We start from the raw sequence: 24,694 nt of genomic DNA, 5'->3' as shown, positions 1-24,694 counted from the left end.
TACATAAAAAAACAGCAATACTAAAAAAGTTTGCTGTTTTTTTATGAATATTTATCTGTTAATTTTAAATGCGTCTAAACCAGGAAAATAAGCTGTATCACCTAAAGCTTCCTCGATTCTTAACAATTGATTGTATTTCGCCATTCTGTCTGATCTTGATGCAGAACCGGTTTTGATCTGTCCGCAATTCATTGCTACCGCTAAGTCAGCAATCGTAGAATCTTCAGTTTCACCAGATCTGTGAGACATTACTGAGGTAAACTTGTTGTGCTGAGCCATCTGCACTGCTGCCATAGTTTCAGAAAGAGAACCAATCTGATTCACTTTAACCAAAATTGAGTTTGCAATTCCTTCTTTCACACCTCTTGCCAGTCTTTCAACATTGGTTACAAATAAATCGTCCCCTACCAATTGTACTTTGTCACCGATTTTATCGGTCAGCATTTTCCAACCTTCCCAATCATTTTCCTGCATTCCATCTTCGATAGAGATAATCGGATATTTGTTTGCCAGTTCGGCTAGATAAGAAACCTGCTCGCTGCTTGAAAACTGTGCTGCATCAGGAGTCTGGAATTTTCTGTAATCGTAAACTCCATCCTTGTAAAATTCTGAAGCTGCGCAGTCTAATGCAATCATTACATCATCACCCGGCTTATATCCTGCTTTTTCAATCGCCTGAAGCAAAGTATCCAATGCATCTTCGGTTCCTTTGAAAGTCGGAGCAAAACCACCTTCATCACCTACTGCAGTTGACAAACCTCTGGAATGAAGTATTGCTTTCAGATTATGGAAAATCTCAGTCCCTTTTCTTAATGCATGAGAGAATGAATCAGCCTTTACGGGCATTACCATAAATTCCTGAAAAGCAATCGGAGCATCTGAGTGAGAACCTCCATTGATTACATTCATCATCGGAACAGGAAGTGTATTAGCATTAACACCACCAATGTATTTGTATAACGGCATTTTCAGTTCTGCAGCAGCTGCTTTTGCCGCAGCTAAGGAAACACCAAGAATTGCGTTTGCACCAAGATTTCCTTTGTTTTTAGTTCCGTCCAGATCAATCATGATCTGATCTAAAAGATTCTGATCATAAACAGGAAGACCTACCAACTCAGGAGCTATCACTTCTCTTACATTTTCTACAGCTTTAGAAACTCCTTTCCCCATCCATTCAGAACCGCCATCACGTAATTCCACTGCTTCATGTTCTCCGGTAGATGCTCCAGAAGGTACTGCAGCACGACCCATCGCACCACTTTCTGTAAATACATCTACTTCAACTGTAGGATTCCCTCTTGAATCCAAAATTTGTCTCGCTTCTATGTAAGAAATGTAACTCATTTTTTGTTTATTTATAGTTTAGACAAATTTAATTAAAAAATAAGTTTTTCCGTTACTTGAGGGATATCAATTGAAGCTTTTTGAGTTAAATTTTAGTTAATTTTGATGAAAATAATTAAACAAGCTGATGATATAAAATAAAACCTTTTTTGAAATAAATTCAAAAAAGGTTTTACACTTTAAAAATTCTTTGTGCTTTCTAATTTTTGTTTTCTACAAAAACACTTTTTCTCTCGGAATCAAGCCCCCAATTAAGACCTAAAAAAGAAATCAGATTATCTTTATCTCCATAATTTTTACCGAATGCAGCATTGATATATACCTTATCCGAAACTTTGTAAGCCAACAAGCCGCTTGCTCGGAAAGTATTTTCAAGATCATTAATACGATAAATGTATTCATAAGAAATTGAAAACTTTTTAAAGACAAGCTCTGCTTTCCCACCAAAATCAAAATTTTTAGTTCTTAAAAACTGTTGATTGATATCTAAGGTTGTTCCATCTTCAAGATATCTTGCTATCCCGTAAAAATTAAGCTTTTTTTCAACATCAGGTTTTTCTATGTCTGTAAAATCGAAGCCTGTATTTAATGTCATCCAAAAGCCTAATTTACCAAACTGATTATTTGAAAATTTACTATCAGAGAAAAAAGTGCTATATCCTCCTGCGAAATCTGCAGAAATTAGAGGAGGAGCCTCTAACAAATTTCTATAGTAATCAGCTACTTTAGAACTTTTATATTTTTCAGAAAATTTCTTCTTAAAACGCTCTTTGCCTTTTTCAAAAATTTCTCCTCGAGCATCATCTTTAATGCCAATTTTATCACAGGAATCAGATAATAACTTATGTTCATTTGAATGTACCCAATCTATGTTAATATTACTCAGAACTTTTTTCAATCTAATATCATGAGCAAGTATTGAATCCTTATTTTTCTTTGTCCGAACTCTTATTAATTTACCTCTTACACTGAAAGCGAATGAAGGATTTTGTATTTCGCCGGAAGTATCTAATGATAAATCTCTAACAAATCCTAACGATAATGAAGATTTTTTAACCTCACTAAAAATATTCCATTTATATTTCATTTCAGTGTCACTCAGCTTTATGTTACTGTATCCTGCATATTTAGAGGAATTCATATTACTTGATGGCAACAGCCAGAATGGAGTCACTTCAAAAGCATAGCTGTCTGGAATTCCTTCCTTTTTTTTAAATGAATTCACTAAACTTAGTACAATTGCTTTTTTTGATTTAATAACTTCAAGTTCTGATGGGGAAACTCCTAAAAGTACAACGGAAGGTGCTGTCGTAATCTCTAATTCTTTCAACTCAATATTAATATCTTTCTGTTGTGTATAAAAGACTAAAGGAAAGAAGATCAGTATAAAAATATAGTTTTTCATAAAGCGATATGTTCAATGGTTATAAATTTTACAGAACTAATCCTATCTTCGCTATCCAAATCTTTGCTTGTTCTTTTCTTAAAGGGCTGTAAAGGACCTACGACATTAAGAACTGAGTAAGTAATCTGAGTTTGTTGGATTGCATTGTCTAAATTTTTTTCAGGAATACCTTCAAAAGAAAATTCATGATTAATTTCAATGGTTTTACCATTAAGATCTTTAAACAATCCTATTTTTTCTCTTTTTTCATATTCAAATTCTCTCACACCAGGAATAGTGATAAGGGTACTACAAGTTCCTGTTGATGATACAATAATTTCTAAAAACACCTCTTGATTATCTAAAAGGTTAAATTTTAAAGTTTTTGACGATTTTAATGTTTTCATGGTTATGATTTAAAATTGTTAATTTATTTTTTAGGTGAAGGCGCCAAAAGCCCAGCTAGAGCACCAATGGCTCCGGAAGAAATAGCAGTAAAAATAGTAATGAGCTGTTGATTGAAATTAATATTATTCATTGTTATGACAACTAACCCAATGATAATACAGAGAATTGCTAGGCCAAGAGAAAGAACAATAATTCTGTAAATCCAGGGATCTGTCTCTTTGGGATTTGTGGTAACCAAATTTTCCGCGGCTTTTACAGGGTTTTCCATAAATTCCTGCTGAAGTTTGGGATCATTGTTTAGGGCTGTTTTGAAGTCGTCAAATGTGTTGTTAATTGTAGTTTTCATGATTATTAGTTTTTAAATTTCTCTTTCAAATTTCTAATTAATAACAACTTCAATCAATTACACAAAAGGGTGATTCTGACAAAAAAAGCAACACCATAAAAATGATGCTGCTTTTATAATATTTACAAGGAAGTTATAAATTGATTTTAAAAAAAACAGTAGTTCCTTTTTCTGTGGATGAAATTTCAAATTTTCCACAGGATTCTTTCATTCTACGATCCATATTTCGGAGACCGTTTCCTAAGGCTTTTTCTTGATCAAAACCTTTTCCGTTATCTGATATTTCCATAATCAAATATTTATTTTCTTGAATAAACGAAAGCTTTAGTTGATTTGCACCACTATATTTATACGCATTGTTTAAAGCTTCTTTGATGCATAGAAAAACATTACGTCTTAATTCAGTGGAGATGGGTGTTTCTGATATAATTTGATCTCTATCTACAGTTAATACTATAGGTGTCTTCTTTAAGAAACTTTCCGCATAAATTTTAGCATATTCGACAAAACTTCCAACAGAATCATTTCCAGAATTTAAGCTCCAAAGCATTTCGCGCATAGAGATATTCATTTCTTCGGAGGTTTTCAGAAGTTCATTGATATCACTTATAAAATCTTCATCTTTCGCTTTCTGTTTTAAAAATTCTGCTTGAAGTTTGAGTGCTGAAATTCCTGCACCGAGATCATCATGCATATCATGAGAGATACGTTCTCGCTCTAGTTCTATAGATTTTTGTTTTTCGAGTTCTTTTTGAAGGAGTTGGTTTTGATATTCGGATTCTTTAAGTTGTTTTTCTTTTAAGTATAATAGTTGTCTTTTGTTATACATAATAACTATAAGAATAATAAAGCAAACAAAGAGCATCATTATTGAAATCGCAATAATGTATGCTAACTTTATATCGTTCTCAATATGCTTCATCAATTTAATTTCTTTTCATATTTTATTAGTGATATATAAAACATAATATACATTCCAATATTTATAATGTTCTGTCCTATTTTCAAAAACTGCAGAAATTCATTATCATGTTCAGCGAAGAAAAACATTGGTGTAACTCTGAAAATAAAAAAACAGCTCCACATCAATAATGCGACAGAAATCCAAAAAAAAGGATCGTCAGTAATTTTATGTTCATCAAAAAAAGATATTTTCTGATAAAACCACATTAATGAATATGTAATATAATATATAGTAATTATAATACCTATATTTTTATCAAACTCATTATCTAAAAAATTAGTTAATAAAAATATATACCCTAATGAGAATACTATTACAACAAGACCTATTTTATTTAAACAATTTGTAAAAATTTTAGAATAAAAAAAATAAAAAAAGATTATACAAAATATAAAATAAAAATTGTATTGTAAACCTACTTTCACATCTGGATTGATCAAATTTCTTGTAAAGGATATCCATTCATTAACTACCGTTATTAGCAAATAAATAAAAATATAATTTTGGGCAAAAAAAGAATATTTTCTACCCAAAATAAATGATTTGATTAGTGGAAATAGTAAAACTATTTTATAAATAATTCCAATTATCATTTATGGCTTTAAATCTCCTGCGTTATAATATGCGTTTAAAAGATCTTGTAAATTTCTATTGGTTTTTTCATTTACATTAAAATTAGTTTTAACTGCAAATGAAATTCTATTTTCTTTAGGTCCCTTATAATTTAACAAAGCTCCATCCTTTCTTTCAAAGTCTTTGAAATAGATATGATGAAACTCTAATTCCATAATTTCACTATTTGTTAAATTTGCTAAAACTTTCATAAATGCCAGATAATCTACAATCATTTGTCTTTCATACAATATCATTTCACTACAATTATTATTACTTGTAGCATTTATCATTGTTTCTTTAAATGTTGTAAAAGTACTAGATGTTCTTAGCTGATTAATACTAAAATTCTGTCCAATGAATCTATCATCAATTAATATATAGAATTTATCAACGCTTTGTTTTAAATCGTCTGTATCTGAAAAAGTTAATCCCCAAGTCATAAAATTTCTATTTTCAGGTAAAGGATAAAATTTACAAAATCTACTATTATCACAATTTACTAAATCGCAAAAATGTTGATAGTTCAATTTCATAACGTCTAAAGGTTGGGGACTTGATTCTTCTCCAAAAAAAAGTTCGGTAAAACTTTTCTTACAATTATCAACTTCATCAATGGAGATCATTTCAATGAATTCCATTCCTACTTTTTCTGTTTTTAAAATAATATTTTCAATATTATTTTTATTCTGATTTTCAAATGCTCCCATAATTTCTTAGTTTTTAAAATGGTTAAATTTATTAATAGCCTCCACTTTATTATTGACGTGAAGTTTTCTGTAGATGTTTCCTACATGTTTTTTAACAGTATCGATGCTGATAAAAGTTCTATCCGCAATTTCTTTATAGAGCAATCCCTGAGATAGAAGTTCTACGATTTCTGTTTCGCGTTTTGTAAGTTCTTCAATTTCTTTTGCATTGAAAGTTTTTCTTTCAAAATGATTCAAGATCCTTCTTGCAATTGAAAAACTCATGGGAGCTCCACCGTTATATACATCGCGAATTGATGTGAGGATTTTATCCATACTTTCTCCCTTAATCAGATAACCGACTGCACCGGCTTTCAGAGAGTTGAAAATCATTTCATCATCTTCAAAACTGGTACACATAATGAACTGGGTAGATGGCATATCTTTTTTCAGCTTTCCGATTATATCAATACCCAGCATATCCTGAAGCTGAATATCCATCATCACGACATCCGGAGAAAGGTCAGATAAATTTTTCAGAGCTGCATTTCCGTCAAAAAACTGTGCGGTTACCTTCATATCCGTTTGGTAATCGATCACTTTCTTCAACGCATTGTTGTAGTTTTTTTCGTCTTCTACGATGGCTATGGAAATGCTCATGCTGATGATTTTGTTAAAACAAATTTCGACAGAAAACAAAGCAGAAACAATTACACTTTTGTGTAATTATGAAAATTGAGTTCAGGGTTAGTGGTTTGTTTTTTGTTTTTATTAAATTTAAAGAAAATTTCACAAACAGAGAATTAATTTAAATTAATAATGACAAAAATAAACTTAATGAAAAATAGACTTTTTATCACGGCTTCTTTTATAGGACTATCATTAGTAAGCTGTAAAAAAGAAGGTAATAAAGGAATTATAAAAACTGATATTTCAGAACAGGAAGTTCTTGCCGACAACGGAAAGGCAGACTCTACCATTTCATATAATACGGATGTGAATGGTAAAAAAACCATTAAAACTGATTATGTATATAAGGCAACTGACGGAACCTTGGTAAAAGTCGTATTTAATTATGACCCTGAAAAAAGAAACGTAACGATAACCAATAACAATAAAACATTTGTTCTGGAAAAAGCTGAGGCTAAAACCAATGAAACAGTTTACGAAAAGGCTGATATGAAAGCTACCGTAAAAGGTGACAGCCTGATTATTCATCAAGGCGACAATATTATTGAATTGGTAAAAACTAAAATTTAAAACACAAAAAAACCGCTCACAAATCGAGCGGTTTTTTTTATATCTGAAGAATAGTATTTAATAAGATTTTGGATGTCCTGACAGCGATATTTAACTTTTATTACCTATATACAGAGAAATTGTGATTTAAAATTATTATCTATAGCTAACAGCTTTATCCAACTCTATAGGATTGTAGTTACTAATAATTTGAAGCTGATACTCTTTTTTAATGCTTTTCAATCCTTCTATAGTATTTATATGTTTATCAAATACTGTTAATCCCCAGGTTCCTTCCTTCATTGTATCATATTCACTGAATGGATTATTATAATTATTGATCAATAATGTTTGATACTGTTTAAATGTAATTGGTACAGGGCTCTTACCTAAATTAGATTCAACAATATTAGAAGTATCATTCCTGGACAATTTTTTGCTAATAGAAACTAATTTGTAGTTAAAATTATCTTTCGAATCTTTTACTTCAAATATTAATCCCGGCAATCCTCTTAATTTATAAGGGCCTTCTGAAACAGGAATTTCGGTAGAAAACCAAGCTATCCATTTACGTCCACCCCATAGAGCTTCTGCTTTTTGTAACCTATGAGTATCCGATAATTTTGTTTCTGATAATATTTTCCATTGTATATTATCATTCGAAGTATAATTATAATATTCATCTGCTACATTCACAAAATTTTCGTTTACAGACGAACCTGTTTTTCTTTTTATAACTTGCTGGAGCGGAAAGCCGTATGAAATAACAGCTCCGTTTCTTACCAAGGAATCCAGTTTGATTAACTTTTTATAGTAAAATTTTGAATAATCTTTTTCTATATCAAGTACCATTTCAATAGTATCACTATCTTTTTTTAATGAATCCAGTTTATAGCTAAAATCATAAATCACTTGATAATCTTGAGAATAAGAATATTGAATTAAGAAAAAAAAAGAGAAAAAAAGAATATATTTATTAATCAAAATACAATTAACATAATGCTCCTGCCATACTTGAAACTTTTGAACAATCTTCACTTGGATCTGGATAACACGATTGACTACGCTGTCTGTTTGAACAAGACACACTGCTTATGAAGTTCAGCATATTCAAATCCAAATGAAGGTTTTTCAGGAGCTCCTCCAGATGTTTTTTCTTACTTTTCTCTTTGAAAAACTTTTACGAATATAGAAAAAAGAAATAATATTTCAATTTTCGAAAAGAATGAATACAAAATTTAATTCTTGATAACCGAATAAGAAAATTAAATTTATCTCATTATAAACCGCATTTTATAGTAGCTGCACCATAAAAGACATTTGAATTGATGTTGAATTAAACAGCAAAAAAAACCGTTCAGGAAATCTGAACGGTTTTTTATATATCTGTAAGAATATTATTCTCCAGCTTTTTCTTCTGTAGAATCAGTAGCTTCTGCTTTTGGCTCTTCTACTTTTTGATTCTCTTCAGTCGTCGAAGCTTTGCTTTCTTCTACTACAGGAGCTTCTGCAACTACAGCCTCTTTCTTAGTAGCTGTTGCTGATCTTCTGCTTCTTCTTGTCGTCTTCTTCTCCTCAGCATTAGGATTATAAAGCTCATTGAAATCAACTAACTCAATAAGAGCAGTATCTGCAGCATCACCAGGTCTGAAACCAGTTTTGATGATTCTCGTATAACCACCGTTTCTTTCAGCGATTTTCGGAGCTACAGTTCTGAACAATTCAGTAACCGCTTCTTTACTTTGAAGATATGAAAAAACAATTCTTCTATTGTGTGTAGTATCTTCTTTTGCTTTAGTTAATAGAGGCTCAACGTATACTCTTAAAGCTTTCGCTTTAGCTACAGTAGTGTTGATTCTTTTATGCTCAATCAGAGAACAAGCCATATTAGAAAGTAACGCGCTTCTGTGCGAAGCTGTTCTTCCTAAGTGATTGAATTTTTTACCGTGTCTCATTATTATTTAATTATCAGCGTCTAATTTATATTTTGCAACGTCGAAACCGAAGTTAAGACCTTTTGAATGCACTAATTCTTCTAGTTCTGTCAAAGATTTTTTACCAAAATTTCTGAATTTCATCAAATCAGACTTACTGTAAGAAACCAATTCTCCCAATGTTTCAACTTCAGCTGCTTTAAGACAGTTAAGGGCTCTTACAGAAAGATCCATATCTGCTAATTTAGACTTAAGAAGTTGTCTTGTGTGAAGAGTTTCCTCATCGTATTGGATAGATGCCTTTACAGCTTCAGTTTCTAGAGTGATTCTCTCATCAGAGAATAACATGAAGTGATAAATCAATATCTTAGAAGCTTCAGTTAAAGCATTCTGAGGGCTTATAGAACCGTCAGTTTCAATATCTAATACTAATTTTTCGTAGTCTGTTTTTTGCTCTACACGATAATTTTCAATGCTATACTGCACTTTCTTAATTGGCGTAAAAATAGAGTCAATAGCAATGGTCCCTACAGGTGCATTGTTTGACTTGTTCTGGTCAGAAGGTACATACCCTCTTCCTTTTTCTACATTAAACGTAATTTCGAAAGTTACATCTGAGTTTAGGTTACAGATCATCAATTCCGGATTTAGAATCTCGAAACCGTTGATTGATTTACCTAAATCACCAGCAGTAATTACAGTCTGACCGGAAACTTTAGCAACAACCTGTTCGTTAGTCTGGTTTTCTGCTGTAGCTTTTAATCTTACCTGCTTAAGGTTAAGAATAATTTCGGTAACGTCTTCAATTACTCCTGGAATCGTTGAAAATTCGTGCTCTACACCTTCTATTTTGATAGATGAAATAGCGTATCCTTCCAGAGAAGAAAGCAACACTCTTCTCAAAGCATTACCGATTGTAAGCCCGAAACCTGGTTCTAAAGGTCTGAATTCGAATTGACCTTTAAATTCATCAGAGTTAAGTAGAATTACTTTATCGGGTTTTATGAATTGTAAAATTGCCATATTATTGGGTTGAGCAAAAATTTGATTAAAAAATTATTTAGAGTAAAGTTCGACGATAAGCTGTTCCTTGATGTCTTCCGGGATTTGGATTCTTTCAGGAGCAGATACGAAAGTACCTTCTTTCTTTTCGTCGTTGAATTGTAACCACTCATAGTTTGCTTTAGAAGCTAAAGCATCTGCAACCACTTCAAGAGATTTAGATTTTTCTCTTACAGCGATTACATCACCAGCTTTCACCAAATAAGAAGGAATATTAAGGATCTCACCATTCACAGTGATGTGTCTGTGAGAAGTCAGCTGTCTTGCACCGGCTCTGGTTTTAGAAAAACCTAATCTGTACACAACATTATCCAATCTTGATTCGCAAAGCTGTAATAAAACTTCACCTGTTACACCTTTACTTCTGTGTGCTTTTTCAAATAGGTTAGCAAACTGTCTTTCTAAAATACCGTAAGTATATTTAGCTTTTTGCTTTTCCATTAACTGGACAGCGTATTCAGATTTTTTCGCTCCTCTTCTTTTGTTAACACCGTGTTGTCCTGGCGGTTGGTTTTTTCTTTTCTCGAAGTTTTTATCATCTCCGTAGATTGCAGCACCAAACTTTCTAGCAATCTTTGTTTTAGGTCCAATATATCTTGCCATAATGGGTAAATTCTAAAAATTAAACTCTTCTTCTTTTTGGTGGTCTACATCCATTGTGCGGCATAGGAGTAACGTCAATAATTTCGCTAACCTCGATACCTGAATTGTGAATGGTTCTGATAGCAGACTCTCTACCTGCACCAGGACCCTTTACATACACCTTTACTCTTCTTAAACCAGCTTCGTGAGCTACATTAGAGCAATTTTCTGCTGCCATTTGAGCAGCAAAAGGAGTGTTCTTTTTAGAACCTCTGAACCCCATTTTACCGGCAGATGCCCAAGAGATAACTTCTCCGTTTTTATTTGTTAAAGAAATGATGATGTTATTGAAAGAAGCCTGAATATGCGCTTCACCAATAGCTTCAACTTTTACTTTTCTTTTTTTAACTACTTTACTTTGTTTTGCCATAATTCCTAACGATTATTTACTTGCTTTTTTCTTGTTAGCAACTGTTTTTCTCTTTCCTTTACGGGTTCTCGAGTTGTTTTTCGTTCTCTGGCCTCTTAAAGGTAGTCCTAGTCTGTGACGTATTCCTCGTTGGCATCCTATGTCCATTAATCTCTTAATGTTCAATTGCACTTCAGATCTAAGCTCACCTTCCACTTTAATGTTTTCAGTGATGTAATTTCTGATTGCAGCCAATTCATCGTCATTCCATTCGTTGACTTTCTTGTCTTCGCTGATACCGGCGTTCTTAAGGATTTCTGAAGATGTACTTCTTCCAATTCCGTAGATGTAAGTTAAACCGATAACACCTCTTTTGTTTTTTGGTAAATCAATACCTGAAATTCTCGCCATAATTTAGCCTTGTCTTTGTTTAAATTTTGGGTTCTTCTTGTTGATTACAAACAGAACGCCTTTTCTGCGAACAATCTTGCAATCAGCACTTCTTTTTTTAATTGATGCTCTAACTTTCATTTGATATATATAATCTTTTAATAAGGACAAATGGAATCTTGCGATTTCATTTGAAATATAATTATTTTTTTATACTTAATAAAGCGGTCCGAAAGACTTCAATAATTAGTATTTATTTTTTAACAATAGCCAAATGGAGATCAGATGATTCCATTTGGCATTTTGTTTAATATCTAAATGTAATTCTCCCTTTTGTCAAATCGTAAGGAGACATTTCAAGTTTTACCTTATCACCAGGTAAAAGTTTAATATAATGCATTCTCATTTTACCGGAAATATGAGCGATAAGTATATGCCCATTTTCCAGCTCTACACGGAACTGGGCGTTCGAAAGTGCTTCCGTAATAACGCCGTCCTGTTCAATATGTTTCTGTTTTGCCATAAATTAATATCCAGTCGATCTTGATAGTTTAGACTGCATTAAGCCATCATAATGATGATTCAGCAGATAAGTGTTAATCTGTTGAACAGTATCTAATACCACCCCAACCATAATTAGCAACGATGTTCCCCCAAAAAATAAGGCGAACGCATCTGTCTGAACAAGACTCCCATGCACTATTGCTGGAAGGACTGCAAAGATAGATAAAAATATTGCACCCGGCAAGGTAATTTTTGATAAAATATCATCTAAGTAATCAGCGGTCTCTTTACCCGGTCTAACCTTCGGTACCAAACCTCCGTTTCTCTTTAAATCATCAGCCATTTGATTTACCGGAATTGTAATTGCGGTATAGAAAAATGAAAAGATAATAATTAATAATGCAAACAATACGTTGTACTGCCAGCTAAAAACATTCTTGAAACCAGCAAGAAAAGTATTTGACTCATCAAATTTTGTCAATAAACCAGGTACAAACATTAATGCCTGAGCAAAAATGATTGGCATAACCCCAGCCGCATTTACTTTTAATGGAATCCACTGTCTTGCTCCCTGCATAAGATTTTTATTTACACCTCCTCTTGCCTGAGCTCTGCTTACATACTGAATAGGGATTTTTCTTACTGCAACAGATAATACCACTGCCAAAAGAACAACCAACATCCAGAATATTACTTCAATCAAAATCATGATTGATCCTAAACCTCCTTTTCCGTTCTGTACTGCAATTTCCTGTACAAAAGCCTCTGGTAATCTGGATAAAATACCTACCATAATAAGGATGGAAATACCATTTCCAATTCCTTTATCGGTAATTTTTTCACCCAACCACATGGCAAATACAGAACCTGCAACTAAGATTACAATACTTGGCAACCAGAACATAATAGAATTTGGATCTACAAGATATGCAGACTGAAACTGAGTATAAGGTAAAAATAATTGAGTAATAGAGGTTAAATAAGAAGGTGCCTGTACAAGACAAACCCCAATTGTTAACCATCTGGTTATCTGATTCAATGTATTTCTACCGGATTCTCCGTCTTTTTGAAGCTTCTGAAGATAAGGAATTGCCATCCCCATCAACTGAACAATAATAGAAGCAGAAATGTAAGGCATGATACCTAACGCCATTACAGAAGCATGACTAAACGCGCCTCCCGTAAACGACGAAAGCAAGCCAAGGAGACCTGCTCCCTGCTTGTTACCGCCCTGACTTTTATAATGCTCTAAGAGATCTCCTACTTCTGCAAGGTTAATTGCAGGTAAAGAGATAAAAGATGCGAATCTATACACAAGGATAATACCTAAAGTAAAGAGAATTTTGTCTCTCAGTTCTTTAAGGCTCCAAATATTCTTAAGGGTTTGTATAAATTCTTTCATTAGTAATATTATAAGGTAATTGCTTTTCCACCTGCTTTAGAAATAAGTTCTTCAGCAGATTTAGTGAACTTGTCAGCAGTAATTGAAACCGCAGATTTCAATTCTCCTCTACCCATAATTTTCACTATTTCTCTCTTAGTCGCCAAACCGTTTTCTACCAAAACTTCTTTAGTAATATCTCCTGTTAAGGATTTAGTATCAATTAAGTTTTGAATATCATCCAGGTTAATAGCTCTATATTCTTTTCTGTTTACGTTTTTGAAACCGAATTTAGGTAATCTTCTTTGCAAAGGCATTTGACCTCCTTCGAAACCGATCTTTTGAGAATAACCAGCTCTAGCTTGCTGACCATTGTGACCTTTCCCAGCTGTACCGCCTTTTCCACTACCTTGTCCTCTACCAATTCTTTTTGAACTAAAAGTAGAACCTGCTGCAGGTCTTATGTTGTTTAAATTCATTTTAAAATTATTTTAAAAATTATTTTTGAACTTCAAGTAAGTGACTAACTGCAGCTATCATCCCTAAAATTGAAGGAGTAGCTTCGTGCTCTACAACTTGGTGAAGTCTCTTAAATCCTAATGCTTCAAGCGTTCTCTTTTGGGTTTTTGTTCTACCAATAGCGCTTCTTACCTGTTTTACTTTAATTGTTGCCATTGTATATTTATTAACCGTTAAACACTTTACTTAGAGAAACTCCTCTCATTCTTGCAATTTCTTCAGGTCTTCTGATGTCTAACAATGCTTTGAAAGTTGCCTTTACAACATTGTGAGGGTTTGAAGATCCTTTAGATTTTGAAAGGATATCATGGATTCCAGCTGATTCCAATACCGCTCTTACCGCACCACCGGCGATAAGACCTGTACCGTGAGAAGCAGGTCTCAGGAAGATATCCGCACCACCGTATCTTGCAGCAGTCTGGTGAGGAATTGTATGGTTCATTACAGGAACTTTTACAAGGTTTTTCTTAGCATCTTCTACTGCTTTAGCAATAGCGGAAGCAACTTCCTTGGATTTTCCTAAACCAAAACCGATAGTACCGTTCTCGTCTCCTACAACAACAATTGCAGAAAATCCGAAAGCTCTACCCCCTTTAGTTACTTTTGTTACCCTGTTTACGGATACGAGACGATCTTTTAATTCTAATCCTCCCGGTTTTACTCTTTCTATATTATCTAGTCCTAACATATTTTCCGAAATTTAATGATTAGAATTTAAGTCCTCCTTCTCTCGCACCATCAGCTAAAGCCTTAACTCTACCATGATATACGAAACCGTTTCTATCAAATACAATAGCTTCAATTCCAGCAGCAATAGCTTTGGCAGCGATCGCTTTACCTACAGCAGCAGAAATTTCACTTTTAGTACCGTTAGCATCAACACCTTTTTCTCTCGAAGAAGCTGAAGCTAAAGTTTTACCATCTTTATCGTCTATTAACTGAGCGTAAATTTCCTTATTACTCTTGTATACAGATAATCTTGGCAATTCAGAAGATCCAGAGATTTTCCCTCTTACTCTTCTTTTTATTCTTATTCTTTTTTCTAATTTACTTAGTGCCATTTTCTTAAAATTTATTAAGCAGATTTACCAGCTTTACGTCTAACATTTTCTCCTACGAATCTTACACCTTTTCCTTTGTACGGCTCAGGCTTTCTGAATGAACGGATTTTCGCCGCTACCATTCCTAGAAGTTGCTTGTCAAAAGACGTTAAAGTAATAATTGGGTTTTTACCTTTTTCAGTCAATGTATCGATTACCACTTCTTTTGGAAGTTCCAATACGATACCGTGAGAGAATCCTAAAGCCAACTCAAGTTTCTGACCTGAGTGTGATGCTCTGTATCCTACTCCCACTAGTTCTAACTTCTTAGTGAAACCTTCAGTGGCTCCAATAATCATGTTATTTACTAACGCCCGGTATAAACCGTGTAGCGCTCTGTGTTGTTTAGAATCAGACGGTCTGCTGAATGTAAGCACCCCATCTTCCTGTTCTAAAGTAATTCCTTCTGTAAGTTCCTGAGTCAATTCTCCTTTAGGACCTTTTACAGTTACTACACCTTCTTTCTCGGTAACAGTAACACCAGCTGGAATTGTTATAATTGCTTTACCAATTCTTGACATTTTCCTTTAATTAAAAATTAATAAACATAGCAAATTACTTCACCACCTACTTTTTCTTCTCTAGCTTTCTTATCTGTCATTACTCCTCTTGAAGTTGAGATAATTGCTACACCCAAACCGTTCAATACTCTTGGAAGTTCCGTAGAACCTTTGTATTGTCTAAGACCTGGTCTTGAAGCTCTCTGGATAGATTTGATTGCAGGCTTGTTTGTTTGCTTGTCATACTTAAGAGCGATTTTGATTGTCCCCTGAACAGCGCTATCTTCAAACTTGTAGTTTAAGATATACCCTTGATCAAATAAGATTTTCGTAAGCTCCTTTTTGATTTTCGATGCAGGAATTTCCACCACTTTGTGGCCTGCGCTTTGTGCGTTCCTTACTCTTGTCAGGAAATCTGAAATTGGATCTGTTACCATTTTTCTATTTTAAATTATTGGTTAAAGACAACCAGTATTGAAAAGACTTGAAGATTAAAATATCAGACTTCAGAAAACCTCGGTCTGATATTTATTTCTTTAGTATCTCAACAACTTAATTGCCTCGATTAATTAGTAATTATTACCAACTGGCTTTTTTCACTCCAGGGATAAGACCGTTGTTGGCCATTTCTCTGAAAGTTACTCTTGAAAGACCGAAAGTTCTCATGTAACCTCTTGGTCTTCCTGTCAATTTACATCTGTTGTGTAATCTTACAGGAGAAGCATTTTTTGGCAACTTTTGAAGTCCTTCGTAATCACCAGCTTCTTTAAGAGCTTTTCTCTTCTCAGCGTATTTAGCTACAGTAGCTTCTCTTTTGCGCTCACGCGCTTTCATTGATTCTTTAGCCATTTCTTAGTTCTTTTTGAAAGGTAAACCGAAGTGAGTTAATAATGCTTTAGCTTCTTTATCTGTTTTCGCAGTTGTAACGAAAGTAATGTCCATCCCCTGGATTTTCTTTACTTTGTCAATTACGATTTCAGGGAAGATAATCTGCTCAGTAATACCTAAGTTATAGTTACCTCTACCATCGAAACCGTCAGCTTTGATACCAGAAAAATCTCTAATACGTGGCAAAGCAGAAGAAGTCAGTCTGTCTAAGAATTCGTACATCTTCTGAGCTCTAAGAGTTACCTTAGCTCCTACAGGCATACCTTTTCTTAATTTGAAAGCAGCTTCATCCTTTTTTGAAATAGTACCTACAGCTTTTTGCCCGGTAATATTTGTAAGTTCTTCAACAGCATAATCGATGATTTTTTTATCAGCAGTAGCGTCACCCAAACCTTGAGATAAAATAATTTTCTCAAGTCTTGGTACCTGCATTACTGATTTATATCCGAATTCTTCCATCATTGCAGGAACAATTGTTTCGTGATATGCTTTTTTGGGTCTTGCGATATATTCCATGTGTTATTTAAAATTATAAAGTTTCACCCGTTTTTTTGTCGATTCTTACTTTCTTATCTCCGTCGATTTTGTAACCAACTTTGATAGCTTTTCCGTCTTTATTAACTAAAGCTATGTTTGAGATATGAATAGAAGCTTCCTTTTCTGTAATTCCTCCTTGAGGATTTGAAGCTGAAGGCTTAACGTGTTTTTTAACGATGTTAAGTCCTGCAACGATTACTCTAGGGTCTTTTCCTTCTTTTTTGATCACTTCAATAACTTCACCAGTTTTACCTTTGATATCTTTTTTACCAGTGGTAATGATTACGTTATCTCCTCTTTTTATTTTTAACTTTGACATTTTTTTAAAATTTTAAATATTAAAGTACTTCAGGAGCTAATGAAATGATTTTCATATATTCTTTGTCTCTCAACTCACGAGCCACAGGTCCGAAAACACGTGTTCCTCTCATTTCTCCTCCAGCGTTCAGTAAAACACAAGCATTGTCTTCGAATTTGATGTAAGATCCATCTTTTCTTCTGACTGCTTTTTTTGTTCTTACTACTACCGCCTTTGATACTTGACCTTTCTTAGCGTTTCCTGATGGTGTAGAATCTTTAATAGTAACTACGATTTTATCACCAACTGAAGCATATCTTCTTCTGGTACCTCCCAGAACTCTGATCACTAGTACTTCTTTAGCACCTGTGTTATCAGCAACTTTTAATCTTGATTCTGTTTGTAACATTACTTAGCTTTTTCAATGATTCTTACTAATCTCCATCTCTTGCTCTTGCTCAAAGGTCTTGTTTCTGTAATTAATACAGTATCTCCTTCTGTGCATTCGTTGTTTTCGTCGTGTGCAGTATATTTTTTCGTTTTCAAAACGAATTTACCGTACATCGGGTGCTTTACTCTTGTAGTTTCACTAACAACAATAGTTTTTTCCATTTTATTGCTGGAAACCACTCCGATTCTTTCTTTTCTTAAATTTCTATCCATTGTAAAAAGGATTATTGTTTGTTAGTTAACTCAGTGTTTAGTCTTGCGATTGTCTTTCTCAAATCTCTGATTTGAATTGGATTTTCAAGCGGACTGATTTTGTGAGCCAATTTCATTTTTGAGAATTGAGCTTTAGCTTCAGCCAATTTTGCTTGAATATCTTCAGCGCTTAGATTTTTAATTTCAGCTTGTTTCATTGTTTCAGAGATTAAAGAGGTTTAACAAAATCGTTAGCAACTACAAATTTGGTAACTACCGGTAATTTCTGTGCAGCTAATCTTAAAGCTTCTTTAGCGATCTCGTAAGATACACCTCCGATTTCGAACATAATTTTACCCGGTTTTACTACAGCTACCCAATATTCTACAGCACCTTTACCTTTACCCATCCTTACTTCGGCAGGTTTTTTAGTAATAGGCTTATCTGGAAATATTTTGATCCATAGTTGACCTTCTCTTTTCATATATCTTGTCGCAGCGATACGAGCAGCTTCGATTTGCCTTGCAGTGATCCAAGCACCTTCTGTAGCTTTGATTCCGAAAGTCCCATAAGCAAGTTGATTACCTCTTTGAGCAATCCCCTTCATTTTCATCTTATGAACTCTACGGAATTTGGTTCTTTTTGGTTGTAACATAATTTCTTAAATTTTAGATTTTAGAATTTAGATTTTAAAAAAGTAACGGTCATTTAAAAACTATCCTCTAAAATTTTATTAATTATTTTTTTTATCTCTAGAAGGTCTTCTGTTGTCTCTGTCTCCACCTCCTCTGTTTCCGCCACCTGAAGGACCACCTTTCTTCTGCTGTCCTACTAATGGAGAAAGATCTCTTCTACCGTAAACTTCACCTTTCATGATCCAAACCTTAACTCCTAACTTACCGTATTGAGTTAATGCTTCACCGATATGGTAATCGATATCTGCTCTGAAAGTTGACAATGGAATTCTTCCGTCTTTGAAAGACTCAGATCTTGCCATTTCAGCACCGTTCAATCTACCTGAGATCTGAACTTTGATACCTTCAGCACCCATTCTCATTGTAGAAGCGATAGCCATCTTAACTGCTCTTCTGTAAGAGATTCTGTTTTCGATCTGTTTAGCGATACTGTCTGCAACTAATACTGCATCAAGTTCAGGTCTTTTGATTTCGAAAATATTGATTTGAATATCCTTTTTAGTAAGTTTCTTCAATTCTTCTTTTAACTTATCAACTTCCTGACCTCCTTTACCGATGATTAATCCCGGTCTGGCTGTAGTGATTGTTACTGTTACTAATTTAAGTGTTCTTTCAATATAAATTTTTGAAATTCCACCTTTAGATAATCTTGCTTCAAGGTATCTTCTGATTTTGTAGTCTTCAGCGATTCTGTCTCCATAATCGTTTCCGCCAAACCAGTTAGAATCCCATCCTCTGATGATACCTAATCTGTTACCAATTGGATTTGTCTTCTGTCCCATACCTTGAATTAATTTTCTTTTGTACCTAAGATTAGTGTAATGTGGTTTGATCTTTTTCTGATTCTGTACCCTCTACCTTGTGGAGCCGGTCTCAGCCTCTTCAATTGTCTTGCACTGTCTACAAAAATTTCTTTAACGATCAGGTTAGCTTCTTCAATATCAGCACCTTCGTTTTTTGTCTGCCAGTTGGCCATCGCAGAAAGTAATACTTTTTCCAATTTCTCAGAAGCTCCTTTCTTTGAATATTTTAGGATGCTCAAAGCTTTGTCAACTTCTACCCCTCTGATGATATCAGCAACTAATCTCATCTTTCTAGGAGATGTCGGGCAATCGTTGTGTAATGCTTTTACTACATCTTGATTTGTTAATTTACGTGCTAATGCACTTTCTCTTTTTCTTGATCCCATGATTATCTACTTCCTTTATTTTTATTACCACCATGACCTCTGAAAGATCTTGTTGGAGAAAATTCGCCTAACTTGTGACCTACCATGTTCTCAGTAACATAAACAGGGATAAAAGATTTCCCGTTGTGTACTGCAATAGTTTGTCCTACGAAGTCCGGAGAGATCATAGACGCTCTAGACCAAGTTTTGATAACTGTTTTCTTACCAGCCTCTATATTTGCCTGAACCTTCTTATCTAAAGTATATGCGATGAATGGTCCTTTTTTAAGTGATCTTGCCATAATTATTTACGTTTAGATATGATATGACGGTTAGACGCTTTATTTTTCTTTCTGGTTTTGTAACCTTTAGCAGGCATACCGTTTCTAGATCTTGGGTGACCTCCGGAAGAACGTCCTTCACCACCTCCCATTGGGTGATCTACTGGGTTCATTACTACCGGTCTTGTTCTAGGTCTTCTACCTAACCATCTGCTTCTACCAGCCTTACCTGAAACAGTTAACTGATGATCAGAGTTAGAAACAGATCCAATCATTGCATAACACTCAGTAAGGATCATTCTTGATTCTCCTGAAGGCAATTTGATGATTGCATATTTCCCGTCTCTTGAAGTCAATTGAGCTGACGAACCAGCACTTCTTGCTAAGATTGCACCTTGACCAGGCTTCATTTCGATACAAGAAATCACAGTTCCCAAAGGAATGTTTTTCAATTTCATTGCGTTACCTACATTAGGTTCTACGCTTTCACCAGAAATGATTTTTTGATCAACTTTGATCCCGTTTGGAGCGATGATGTATCTCTTCTCTCCGTCTGCATATTCAACTAAAGCGATGAAAGCAGTTCTGTTTGGATCATATTCTACAGTTTTTACCGTTGCTTCAACATCATGCTTGTTTCTTTTGAAGTCGATAATTCTGTATTTCTTTTTGTGTCCACCTCCGGTGTAACGCATGGTCATTTTACCAGTTTGGTTACGTCCACCTGACTTACTAATACCAACGGTCAGAGACTTCTCCGGTTTGTTGGTAGTAATTTCCTCAAAATTGTTAACAATTCTGAATCTCTGTCCTGGGGTGATAGGTTTTAATTTTCTAACAGACATTACTATTATTTATAATTAATAATTAATTTACAGCAAAAATGTCGATTACTTCTCCTTCAGCAAGAGTGATAACCGCCTTTTTTAATTTGTTTGTCTTTCCTACTTGAAGACCTTTTTTCGTGTATTTCGAAGAAACTTTAGGAGCATAAATCATGGTTCTAACGTCTGCTACTTTTACACCATAAGCCTGCTCTATTGCATTTTTAATCTGGATTTTATTCGCCTTAGGTTGTACTAAGAAAGAATAAGCACCTCTTAAATCTGTAAGATAGTTTGCTTTTTCTGAAATAACTGGTTTAATAATTAGTGACATGATTTATTTCTTTAAATTTTCCTGGAATTTTTCAACTGCACCTTCTAAGAAAACGATCTCACCTGCATTGATTAAGTCATAAGAACTGATCTCATTGAACTTCATCACTTTTGTCTTAGGTAAGTTTCTTGAAGATAAATACACATTCTTGTTTGTATCAGGAAGAATGAATAAAGATTTCTTATCGTTTAATGCCAATGCATTAAGGATAGTGATAAAATCTTTAGTTTTAGGAGCAGAAATGCTCAAACCTTCTACAATTTTAATACTGTTGTCTTTCAACTTCTGAGAAAGAACAGATTTTTTTGCTAATCTCTTAAGAGCTTTATTCAATTTGAATCTGTAATCTCTTGGCTTAGGTCCGAATACTCTACCACCCCCTCTGAAAGTCGGCGATTTAATATCACCATATCTCGCAGAACCAGATCCTTTTTGCTTCTTAAGTTTTTTAGTAGAAGCTGTAATTTCGCTTCTTTCTTTTGATTTATGAGTTCCTTGTCTCTGAGCGGCAAGGTACTGTTTCACTTCTAAGTAAACCGCGTGCTTATTTGGCTCAATACCGAATACAGATTCGTCCAGAGTTACTTTTTTTCCGGTTTCTTTTCCTGATGTATTTAATACTACTAGTTCCATTTTCTGATAATTACATAAGAATTTTTAGCTCCCGGAACAGCACCTTTTACTACTAAAAGATTTTGTTCTTGATCCACTTTTAATACCTGAAGGTTTTGTACAGTTACCTGCTTACCTCCCATTCTACCTGCCATTCTCATTCCTTTGAATACTCTCGAAGGATCCGATCCCGCACCGATAGAACCTGGGGCTCTTAATCTGTTGTGCTGACCGTGAGTAGCCTGCATTACACCTCCAAAGCCGTGTCTTTTAACAACACCCTGGAAACCTTTACCTTTTGAAGTTCCTGTTACGTCAACAAATTCACCTTCAGCGAATAGATCAACTTTTACCTCTTCTCCTACTTTTACTTCGTCAACGAATTCTCTGTAGAATTCTACCAACTTAGCTTTAGGAGCAGAACCAGCCTTTTTAAAATGGCCAGCCAACGCTTTACCAACGTTCTTTTCACTCTTGTCATCGAAACCTAACTGAACAGATTTATATCCGTCCTTTTCAATGGTTCTGACCTGTAAAACTGAGCAAGGACCTGCCTGAATAACGGTGCACGGCATATTTTTGCCGTTTTCGTCAAACAGAGAAGTCATCCCAATTTTTTTTCCAATAATACCTGACATTATTTATATAATATGTTATAAAATTTCCTTGTATTCACCTTCATTTTTCGAGTTCTCAAGTAATTACCAAGTTTGAATTGGGCATACTCCTCCCCTAAAATGAGTGTGCAAATGTATGAATAAAATTTAATTTGACAAATATATATTGCAAAATATTTTGATTTATAGAAAGTTAAAGCCTTTCAATAATTATTGAAAGGCTTTAACTACTTAATAATTTTGAATATTATTCCAATTCTATTGGATTGTAGGGAATAGGATTTGATTTTGTTATAATTTTACTCCCATCCTCATTATATGCATTTCCATGAAAGGCACCTGGGTTTTCATAATAAGTCTTTCTTACTTCTCTCAATTTCTGTCGGCTTACTTTTAAAACACTTTTTTCATATTCCAAATAAATATCTATTTGCTTTTTATCTATCCCCTGAGCTACAAAATGAAAGATTCCCTCAAGATCCCCAATCTCTAAAATTAATCCCGGAAGACCTTGAAAAACATATGGCCCATTGTTGATCGGAATTTCTGTAGAATACCAGGCGATATAATTTCTTCCCCTGTATTTTACAGATGCTTTTTTACAATTATGTCCAAGAATTTTTTTTTCTCCCTTTTCAAATTGCCACTTAAAATCAGGAATATCTTCTTCATACTCATACAACCTTTTAATCCTATTTTGATGAGTTACTGTTCCATCTTTAAGTTTTTTCAAACTAATGTTCCCCCAAAGTATTTTATATTCCATCATCTGATTCAAATCTTTAACATCTACAAAGTCTTGGTGGCTGAATATTTCTCTTAAAGAATCCAATTTTATTGATGCAAAATCGCTAAATTTTGTGAAACTATCATTGCTTTGCAAAATACAAATTGTCTCCCGGGGAATTCTTTGGGATTTTCCATCATCTGAAAAAGTGAATTGATAATAAATATTCAGTGTACTTTTTCCATAGTTTTTAACAGAAAACAAACTACTTTTCATTTTAAATTCACGTTGAAATGTAGTTTGCTTTGAATACGACAAATTGTGTAACAGCAAAGCCATGGCTATAATTAAAAATCTCATACTTTTATAAATTAAAAAAAGGAGGAAAAGATCATCCTAAAAAAACATTTATAAATCTATAAAATACAACATTATCATTTTGACCCATATTGCCATTACATTTTTGAGCATTGAAATATGCCACATCATTGGTATAGTCAATCAAACCATTATAGTCATCTGAATATTAATCTAAATCCAAGAAATATATGGAGAATGCATTCTCTCCCAAGTATAAAAAAACATCATTGACCTAATAAGCCCCTTTGAATTATCAGCAATAATGTATTCCTGTTTCATATTTCTGTTCTATTTTTGCTATCTTTTAAATTAATACTCTTTAAAGAAACCAATTCAATTCCGTAAGAAGGCTTGCTATCTGCATTCGTAAAACCAGCAACTTCTAAAAACTGCTGCAGAAAGCAATTTTTTCATAATTAATAACTTTTTAATTATTAATATAAACTAAAATAAAAATAAAAACGAAAATACACAAGAATTTTTCAAAGAATTAATTTGATTTTAAAACACAAAGTATGGAGACCGTTATTTTACAATAACAGAAACCCCTATTTCCTCTAATACCAATCTGTCCTCGTCACTTATACCTTTGTCAGTTATGAGGTAATCAATTTTATCAAGAGGAGCAATCTTCCCGAATCCTTTCTTATTAAGTTTTGAAGAGTCACCTAAAATGACCACTTTTTCGGAACATTCTATCATGAGTTGGTTCAGATGAGCTTCTGCGGCGTTGGAAGTACTGATTCCAAATTCCTTATCAATCCCATCAACTCCCAGAAAGAGTTTGGTACACGAAAACTGCTTAAGGATCGTTTCCGAAATAGATCCCACAATTGATGTGGAACTCTTCCTTACTTCTCCTCCAAGCTGAATGATATTGATATTGGGATTGTTACAAAGCTCGAGCGCAACCCTCAGGGACGAGGTAAGAACAGTCAGAGGGCCGAAATTCACCAGCATTCTTGCCAGATAGTGCATTGTTGTTCCGGATGCAAGGATTATACAGTCGTTTTCCTGAATAAGCTTCAGGGCTCCTTTTGCAATATTCTGTTTGGCTTCTACATTAATATTTTCTTTTTCATAAACGTTTCTTTCATAAGCATAGTGTACATACTTACTTGCTCCTCCGTGGTTTCGGAAAAGCAACCCTAAGCCTTCAAGATAGTTCAGATCTTTACGAACGGTAACTGACGAAACGTTCAGCCTTTCGCAAAGATCCTGAACAAGAACATGCCCTTTTTCATCCAACTCCTTTAATATGTCATCATGTCTCGGTATTAGCTTTTCCATTCTGATTCTTTCACCAAAAATAATAATTTCCGGCGAGATCACTGAAATTTCATA

At 34.0% G+C, this 24,694-nt stretch carries 39 protein-coding genes; 1 reads left to right on the top strand and 38 read right to left on the bottom strand.

The features are described from left to right. Window positions 1-51: 51 nt before the first annotated feature. The 7 genes from eno to AC2A07_RS14955 all read right to left on the bottom strand — a co-directional run bounded on the left by eno (window position 52) and on the right by AC2A07_RS14955 (window position 6,407). Window positions 52-1,344 carry a phosphopyruvate hydratase gene (gene eno / locus AC2A07_RS14985; protein ID WP_484051062.1) on the bottom strand — a complete coding sequence of 431 codons (1,293 nt, stop codon included), beginning with the start codon at window positions 1,342-1,344 and terminating at the stop codon, window positions 52-54. A 199-nt stretch (window positions 1,345-1,543) separates the two neighbouring features. Then, complete coding sequence (locus tag AC2A07_RS14980; protein ID WP_484051061.1) at window positions 1,544-2,749, bottom strand: hypothetical protein; 1,206 nt, start codon at window positions 2,747-2,749, stop codon at window positions 1,544-1,546. Further along, complete coding sequence (locus AC2A07_RS14975) at window positions 2,746-3,135, bottom strand: hypothetical protein (protein WP_484051060.1); 390 nt, start codon at window positions 3,133-3,135, stop codon at window positions 2,746-2,748. Before AC2A07_RS14975 ends, AC2A07_RS14980 begins: the two co-directional genes overlap by 4 nt. A 23-nt stretch (window positions 3,136-3,158) precedes the next feature. Then, window positions 3,159-3,482, bottom strand: coding sequence for a hypothetical protein (locus tag AC2A07_RS14970; RefSeq protein ID WP_314493462.1), 324 nt, complete (start codon window positions 3,480-3,482; stop codon window positions 3,159-3,161). Between the two features lie 133 nt (window positions 3,483-3,615). After that, window positions 3,616-4,404 carry a sensor histidine kinase gene (locus tag AC2A07_RS14965; protein ID WP_484051059.1) on the bottom strand — a complete coding sequence of 263 codons (789 nt, stop codon included), beginning with the start codon at window positions 4,402-4,404 and terminating at the stop codon, window positions 3,616-3,618. A gap of 635 nt (window positions 4,405-5,039) precedes the next feature. Next, window positions 5,040-5,768 (bottom strand): hypothetical protein, encoded by a 729-nt coding sequence (locus AC2A07_RS14960; protein WP_484051058.1) that lies wholly within the window; start codon window positions 5,766-5,768, stop codon window positions 5,040-5,042. A 6-nt stretch (window positions 5,769-5,774) separates the two neighbouring features. Further along, window positions 5,775-6,407, bottom strand: a complete 633-nt coding sequence (locus tag AC2A07_RS14955; protein ID WP_314493469.1) for a response regulator — start codon at window positions 6,405-6,407, stop codon at window positions 5,775-5,777. A gap of 177 nt (window positions 6,408-6,584) precedes the next feature. Here AC2A07_RS14955 and AC2A07_RS14950 point away from each other — a divergent pair, with 177 nt between their 5' ends. Beyond that, the gene (locus AC2A07_RS14950) at window positions 6,585-7,007 is read left to right on the top strand and encodes a hypothetical protein (RefSeq protein ID WP_484051057.1); all 423 of its coding nucleotides are present in this window, start codon (window positions 6,585-6,587) and stop codon (window positions 7,005-7,007) included. A gap of 135 nt (window positions 7,008-7,142) precedes the next feature. On the opposite strand, the gene AC2A07_RS14945 is transcribed toward AC2A07_RS14950, so the two are convergent. The 31 genes from AC2A07_RS14945 to AC2A07_RS14795 all read right to left on the bottom strand — a co-directional run bounded on the left by AC2A07_RS14945 (window position 7,143) and on the right by AC2A07_RS14795 (window position 24,640). Then, entirely contained in the window at window positions 7,143-8,024 is an 882-nt protein-coding gene (locus tag AC2A07_RS14945) for a GLPGLI family protein (RefSeq protein ID WP_484051056.1), read from the bottom strand. Window positions 8,025-8,383: 359 nt separating this feature from the next. After that, the gene (gene rplQ / locus AC2A07_RS14940) at window positions 8,384-8,941 is read right to left on the bottom strand and encodes a 50S ribosomal protein L17 (protein ID WP_484051055.1); all 558 of its coding nucleotides are present in this window, start codon (window positions 8,939-8,941) and stop codon (window positions 8,384-8,386) included. Between the two features lie 6 nt (window positions 8,942-8,947). Continuing rightward, a complete protein-coding gene (locus tag AC2A07_RS14935) occupies window positions 8,948-9,943 on the bottom strand; it encodes a DNA-directed RNA polymerase subunit alpha (RefSeq protein ID WP_047442244.1) in 996 nt (331 codons plus the stop codon). Between the two features lie 33 nt (window positions 9,944-9,976). Next, entirely contained in the window at window positions 9,977-10,585 is a 609-nt protein-coding gene (rpsD, locus tag AC2A07_RS14930; protein WP_484051054.1) for a 30S ribosomal protein S4, read from the bottom strand. Between the two features lie 19 nt (window positions 10,586-10,604). Further along, complete coding sequence (gene rpsK / locus AC2A07_RS14925) at window positions 10,605-10,994, bottom strand: 30S ribosomal protein S11 (RefSeq protein ID WP_129535100.1); 390 nt, start codon at window positions 10,992-10,994, stop codon at window positions 10,605-10,607. 12 nt (window positions 10,995-11,006) lie between these two features. Next, the gene (gene rpsM / locus AC2A07_RS14920) at window positions 11,007-11,384 is read right to left on the bottom strand and encodes a 30S ribosomal protein S13 (RefSeq protein ID WP_050378498.1); all 378 of its coding nucleotides are present in this window, start codon (window positions 11,382-11,384) and stop codon (window positions 11,007-11,009) included. 3 nt (window positions 11,385-11,387) lie between these two features. Then, window positions 11,388-11,504, bottom strand: coding sequence for a 50S ribosomal protein L36 (rpmJ, locus tag AC2A07_RS14915; RefSeq protein ID WP_007839480.1), 117 nt, complete (start codon window positions 11,502-11,504; stop codon window positions 11,388-11,390). Between the two features lie 166 nt (window positions 11,505-11,670). Next, window positions 11,671-11,886 (bottom strand): translation initiation factor IF-1, encoded by a 216-nt coding sequence (infA, locus tag AC2A07_RS14910; RefSeq protein WP_034684855.1) that lies wholly within the window; start codon window positions 11,884-11,886, stop codon window positions 11,671-11,673. A 3-nt stretch (window positions 11,887-11,889) separates the two neighbouring features. Beyond that, entirely contained in the window at window positions 11,890-13,269 is a 1,380-nt protein-coding gene (gene secY, locus AC2A07_RS14905; RefSeq protein WP_314493509.1) for a preprotein translocase subunit SecY, read from the bottom strand. An 8-nt stretch (window positions 13,270-13,277) separates the two neighbouring features. Next, a complete protein-coding gene (rplO, locus tag AC2A07_RS14900; RefSeq protein WP_314493511.1) occupies window positions 13,278-13,727 on the bottom strand; it encodes a 50S ribosomal protein L15 in 450 nt (149 codons plus the stop codon). A 19-nt stretch (window positions 13,728-13,746) separates the two neighbouring features. Beyond that, on the bottom strand, window positions 13,747-13,923 hold the full coding sequence (rpmD, locus tag AC2A07_RS14895; RefSeq protein ID WP_089028774.1) for a 50S ribosomal protein L30: 177 nt from the start codon (window positions 13,921-13,923) through the stop codon (window positions 13,747-13,749). Between the two features lie 10 nt (window positions 13,924-13,933). Further along, window positions 13,934-14,455, bottom strand: coding sequence for a 30S ribosomal protein S5 (gene rpsE, locus AC2A07_RS14890; protein WP_262990075.1), 522 nt, complete (start codon window positions 14,453-14,455; stop codon window positions 13,934-13,936). Window positions 14,456-14,474: 19 nt separating this feature from the next. Continuing rightward, window positions 14,475-14,828, bottom strand: a complete 354-nt coding sequence (gene rplR, locus AC2A07_RS14885; protein WP_129535104.1) for a 50S ribosomal protein L18 — start codon at window positions 14,826-14,828, stop codon at window positions 14,475-14,477. 14 nt (window positions 14,829-14,842) lie between these two features. After that, window positions 14,843-15,388, bottom strand: a complete 546-nt coding sequence (gene rplF / locus AC2A07_RS14880) for a 50S ribosomal protein L6 (RefSeq protein ID WP_314493517.1) — start codon at window positions 15,386-15,388, stop codon at window positions 14,843-14,845. Window positions 15,389-15,405: 17 nt separating this feature from the next. Beyond that, complete coding sequence (gene rpsH, locus AC2A07_RS14875) at window positions 15,406-15,804, bottom strand: 30S ribosomal protein S8 (RefSeq protein ID WP_129535106.1); 399 nt, start codon at window positions 15,802-15,804, stop codon at window positions 15,406-15,408. A gap of 142 nt (window positions 15,805-15,946) precedes the next feature. Then, window positions 15,947-16,216 (bottom strand): 30S ribosomal protein S14, encoded by a 270-nt coding sequence (gene rpsN / locus AC2A07_RS14870; protein ID WP_034712998.1) that lies wholly within the window; start codon window positions 16,214-16,216, stop codon window positions 15,947-15,949. 3 nt (window positions 16,217-16,219) lie between these two features. Next, entirely contained in the window at window positions 16,220-16,771 is a 552-nt protein-coding gene (gene rplE, locus AC2A07_RS14865; RefSeq protein WP_129535107.1) for a 50S ribosomal protein L5, read from the bottom strand. 13 nt (window positions 16,772-16,784) lie between these two features. Beyond that, the gene (rplX, locus tag AC2A07_RS14860; protein ID WP_129535108.1) at window positions 16,785-17,111 is read right to left on the bottom strand and encodes a 50S ribosomal protein L24; all 327 of its coding nucleotides are present in this window, start codon (window positions 17,109-17,111) and stop codon (window positions 16,785-16,787) included. Window positions 17,112-17,130: 19 nt separating this feature from the next. Then, window positions 17,131-17,499, bottom strand: coding sequence for a 50S ribosomal protein L14 (gene rplN / locus AC2A07_RS14855; RefSeq protein WP_034684837.1), 369 nt, complete (start codon window positions 17,497-17,499; stop codon window positions 17,131-17,133). Further along, a complete protein-coding gene (gene rpsQ / locus AC2A07_RS14850) occupies window positions 17,499-17,753 on the bottom strand; it encodes a 30S ribosomal protein S17 (protein WP_027383312.1) in 255 nt (84 codons plus the stop codon). Before rpsQ ends, rplN begins: the two co-directional genes overlap by 1 nt. 11 nt (window positions 17,754-17,764) lie before the next feature. Continuing rightward, on the bottom strand, window positions 17,765-17,950 hold the full coding sequence (gene rpmC, locus AC2A07_RS14845; RefSeq protein WP_047442257.1) for a 50S ribosomal protein L29: 186 nt from the start codon (window positions 17,948-17,950) through the stop codon (window positions 17,765-17,767). An 11-nt stretch (window positions 17,951-17,961) separates the two neighbouring features. Then, window positions 17,962-18,387, bottom strand: coding sequence for a 50S ribosomal protein L16 (gene rplP, locus AC2A07_RS14840; protein ID WP_263003354.1), 426 nt, complete (start codon window positions 18,385-18,387; stop codon window positions 17,962-17,964). A 78-nt stretch (window positions 18,388-18,465) separates the two neighbouring features. Further along, on the bottom strand, window positions 18,466-19,209 hold the full coding sequence (gene rpsC / locus AC2A07_RS14835) for a 30S ribosomal protein S3 (protein ID WP_314493529.1): 744 nt from the start codon (window positions 19,207-19,209) through the stop codon (window positions 18,466-18,468). An 8-nt stretch (window positions 19,210-19,217) separates the two neighbouring features. Further along, window positions 19,218-19,616: a 50S ribosomal protein L22 gene (gene rplV / locus AC2A07_RS14830; protein WP_219971497.1), complete on the bottom strand. Its 399-nt coding sequence runs from the start codon at window positions 19,614-19,616 to the stop codon at window positions 19,218-19,220. Window positions 19,617-19,618: 2 nt separating this feature from the next. Next, window positions 19,619-19,897 (bottom strand): 30S ribosomal protein S19, encoded by a 279-nt coding sequence (gene rpsS, locus AC2A07_RS14825; protein WP_050378485.1) that lies wholly within the window; start codon window positions 19,895-19,897, stop codon window positions 19,619-19,621. Window positions 19,898-19,899: 2 nt separating this feature from the next. Beyond that, on the bottom strand, window positions 19,900-20,721 hold the full coding sequence (gene rplB / locus AC2A07_RS14820) for a 50S ribosomal protein L2 (protein ID WP_050378484.1): 822 nt from the start codon (window positions 20,719-20,721) through the stop codon (window positions 19,900-19,902). A 22-nt stretch (window positions 20,722-20,743) separates the two neighbouring features. Beyond that, complete coding sequence (gene rplW / locus AC2A07_RS14815; RefSeq protein ID WP_047442263.1) at window positions 20,744-21,034, bottom strand: 50S ribosomal protein L23; 291 nt, start codon at window positions 21,032-21,034, stop codon at window positions 20,744-20,746. A gap of 3 nt (window positions 21,035-21,037) precedes the next feature. Continuing rightward, entirely contained in the window at window positions 21,038-21,667 is a 630-nt protein-coding gene (rplD, locus tag AC2A07_RS14810) for a 50S ribosomal protein L4 (protein ID WP_314493535.1), read from the bottom strand. Then, the gene (rplC, locus tag AC2A07_RS14805; protein ID WP_047442265.1) at window positions 21,658-22,284 is read right to left on the bottom strand and encodes a 50S ribosomal protein L3; all 627 of its coding nucleotides are present in this window, start codon (window positions 22,282-22,284) and stop codon (window positions 21,658-21,660) included. Before rplC ends, rplD begins: the two co-directional genes overlap by 10 nt. A gap of 226 nt (window positions 22,285-22,510) precedes the next feature. After that, the gene (locus AC2A07_RS14800) at window positions 22,511-23,329 is read right to left on the bottom strand and encodes a GLPGLI family protein (RefSeq protein WP_484051077.1); all 819 of its coding nucleotides are present in this window, start codon (window positions 23,327-23,329) and stop codon (window positions 22,511-22,513) included. Window positions 23,330-23,875: 546 nt separating this feature from the next. Then, window positions 23,876-24,640, bottom strand: coding sequence for a DeoR/GlpR family DNA-binding transcription regulator (locus tag AC2A07_RS14795; RefSeq protein WP_484051076.1), 765 nt, complete (start codon window positions 24,638-24,640; stop codon window positions 23,876-23,878). Between the last annotated feature and the right edge of the window lie 54 nt (window positions 24,641-24,694).

The organism is Chryseobacterium sp. HNCC26DJ238 (assembly GCF_057180465.1).
Note: the sequence above shows the minus strand (reverse complement) of the source record. Positions and strands in the feature narration are given on the sequence as shown.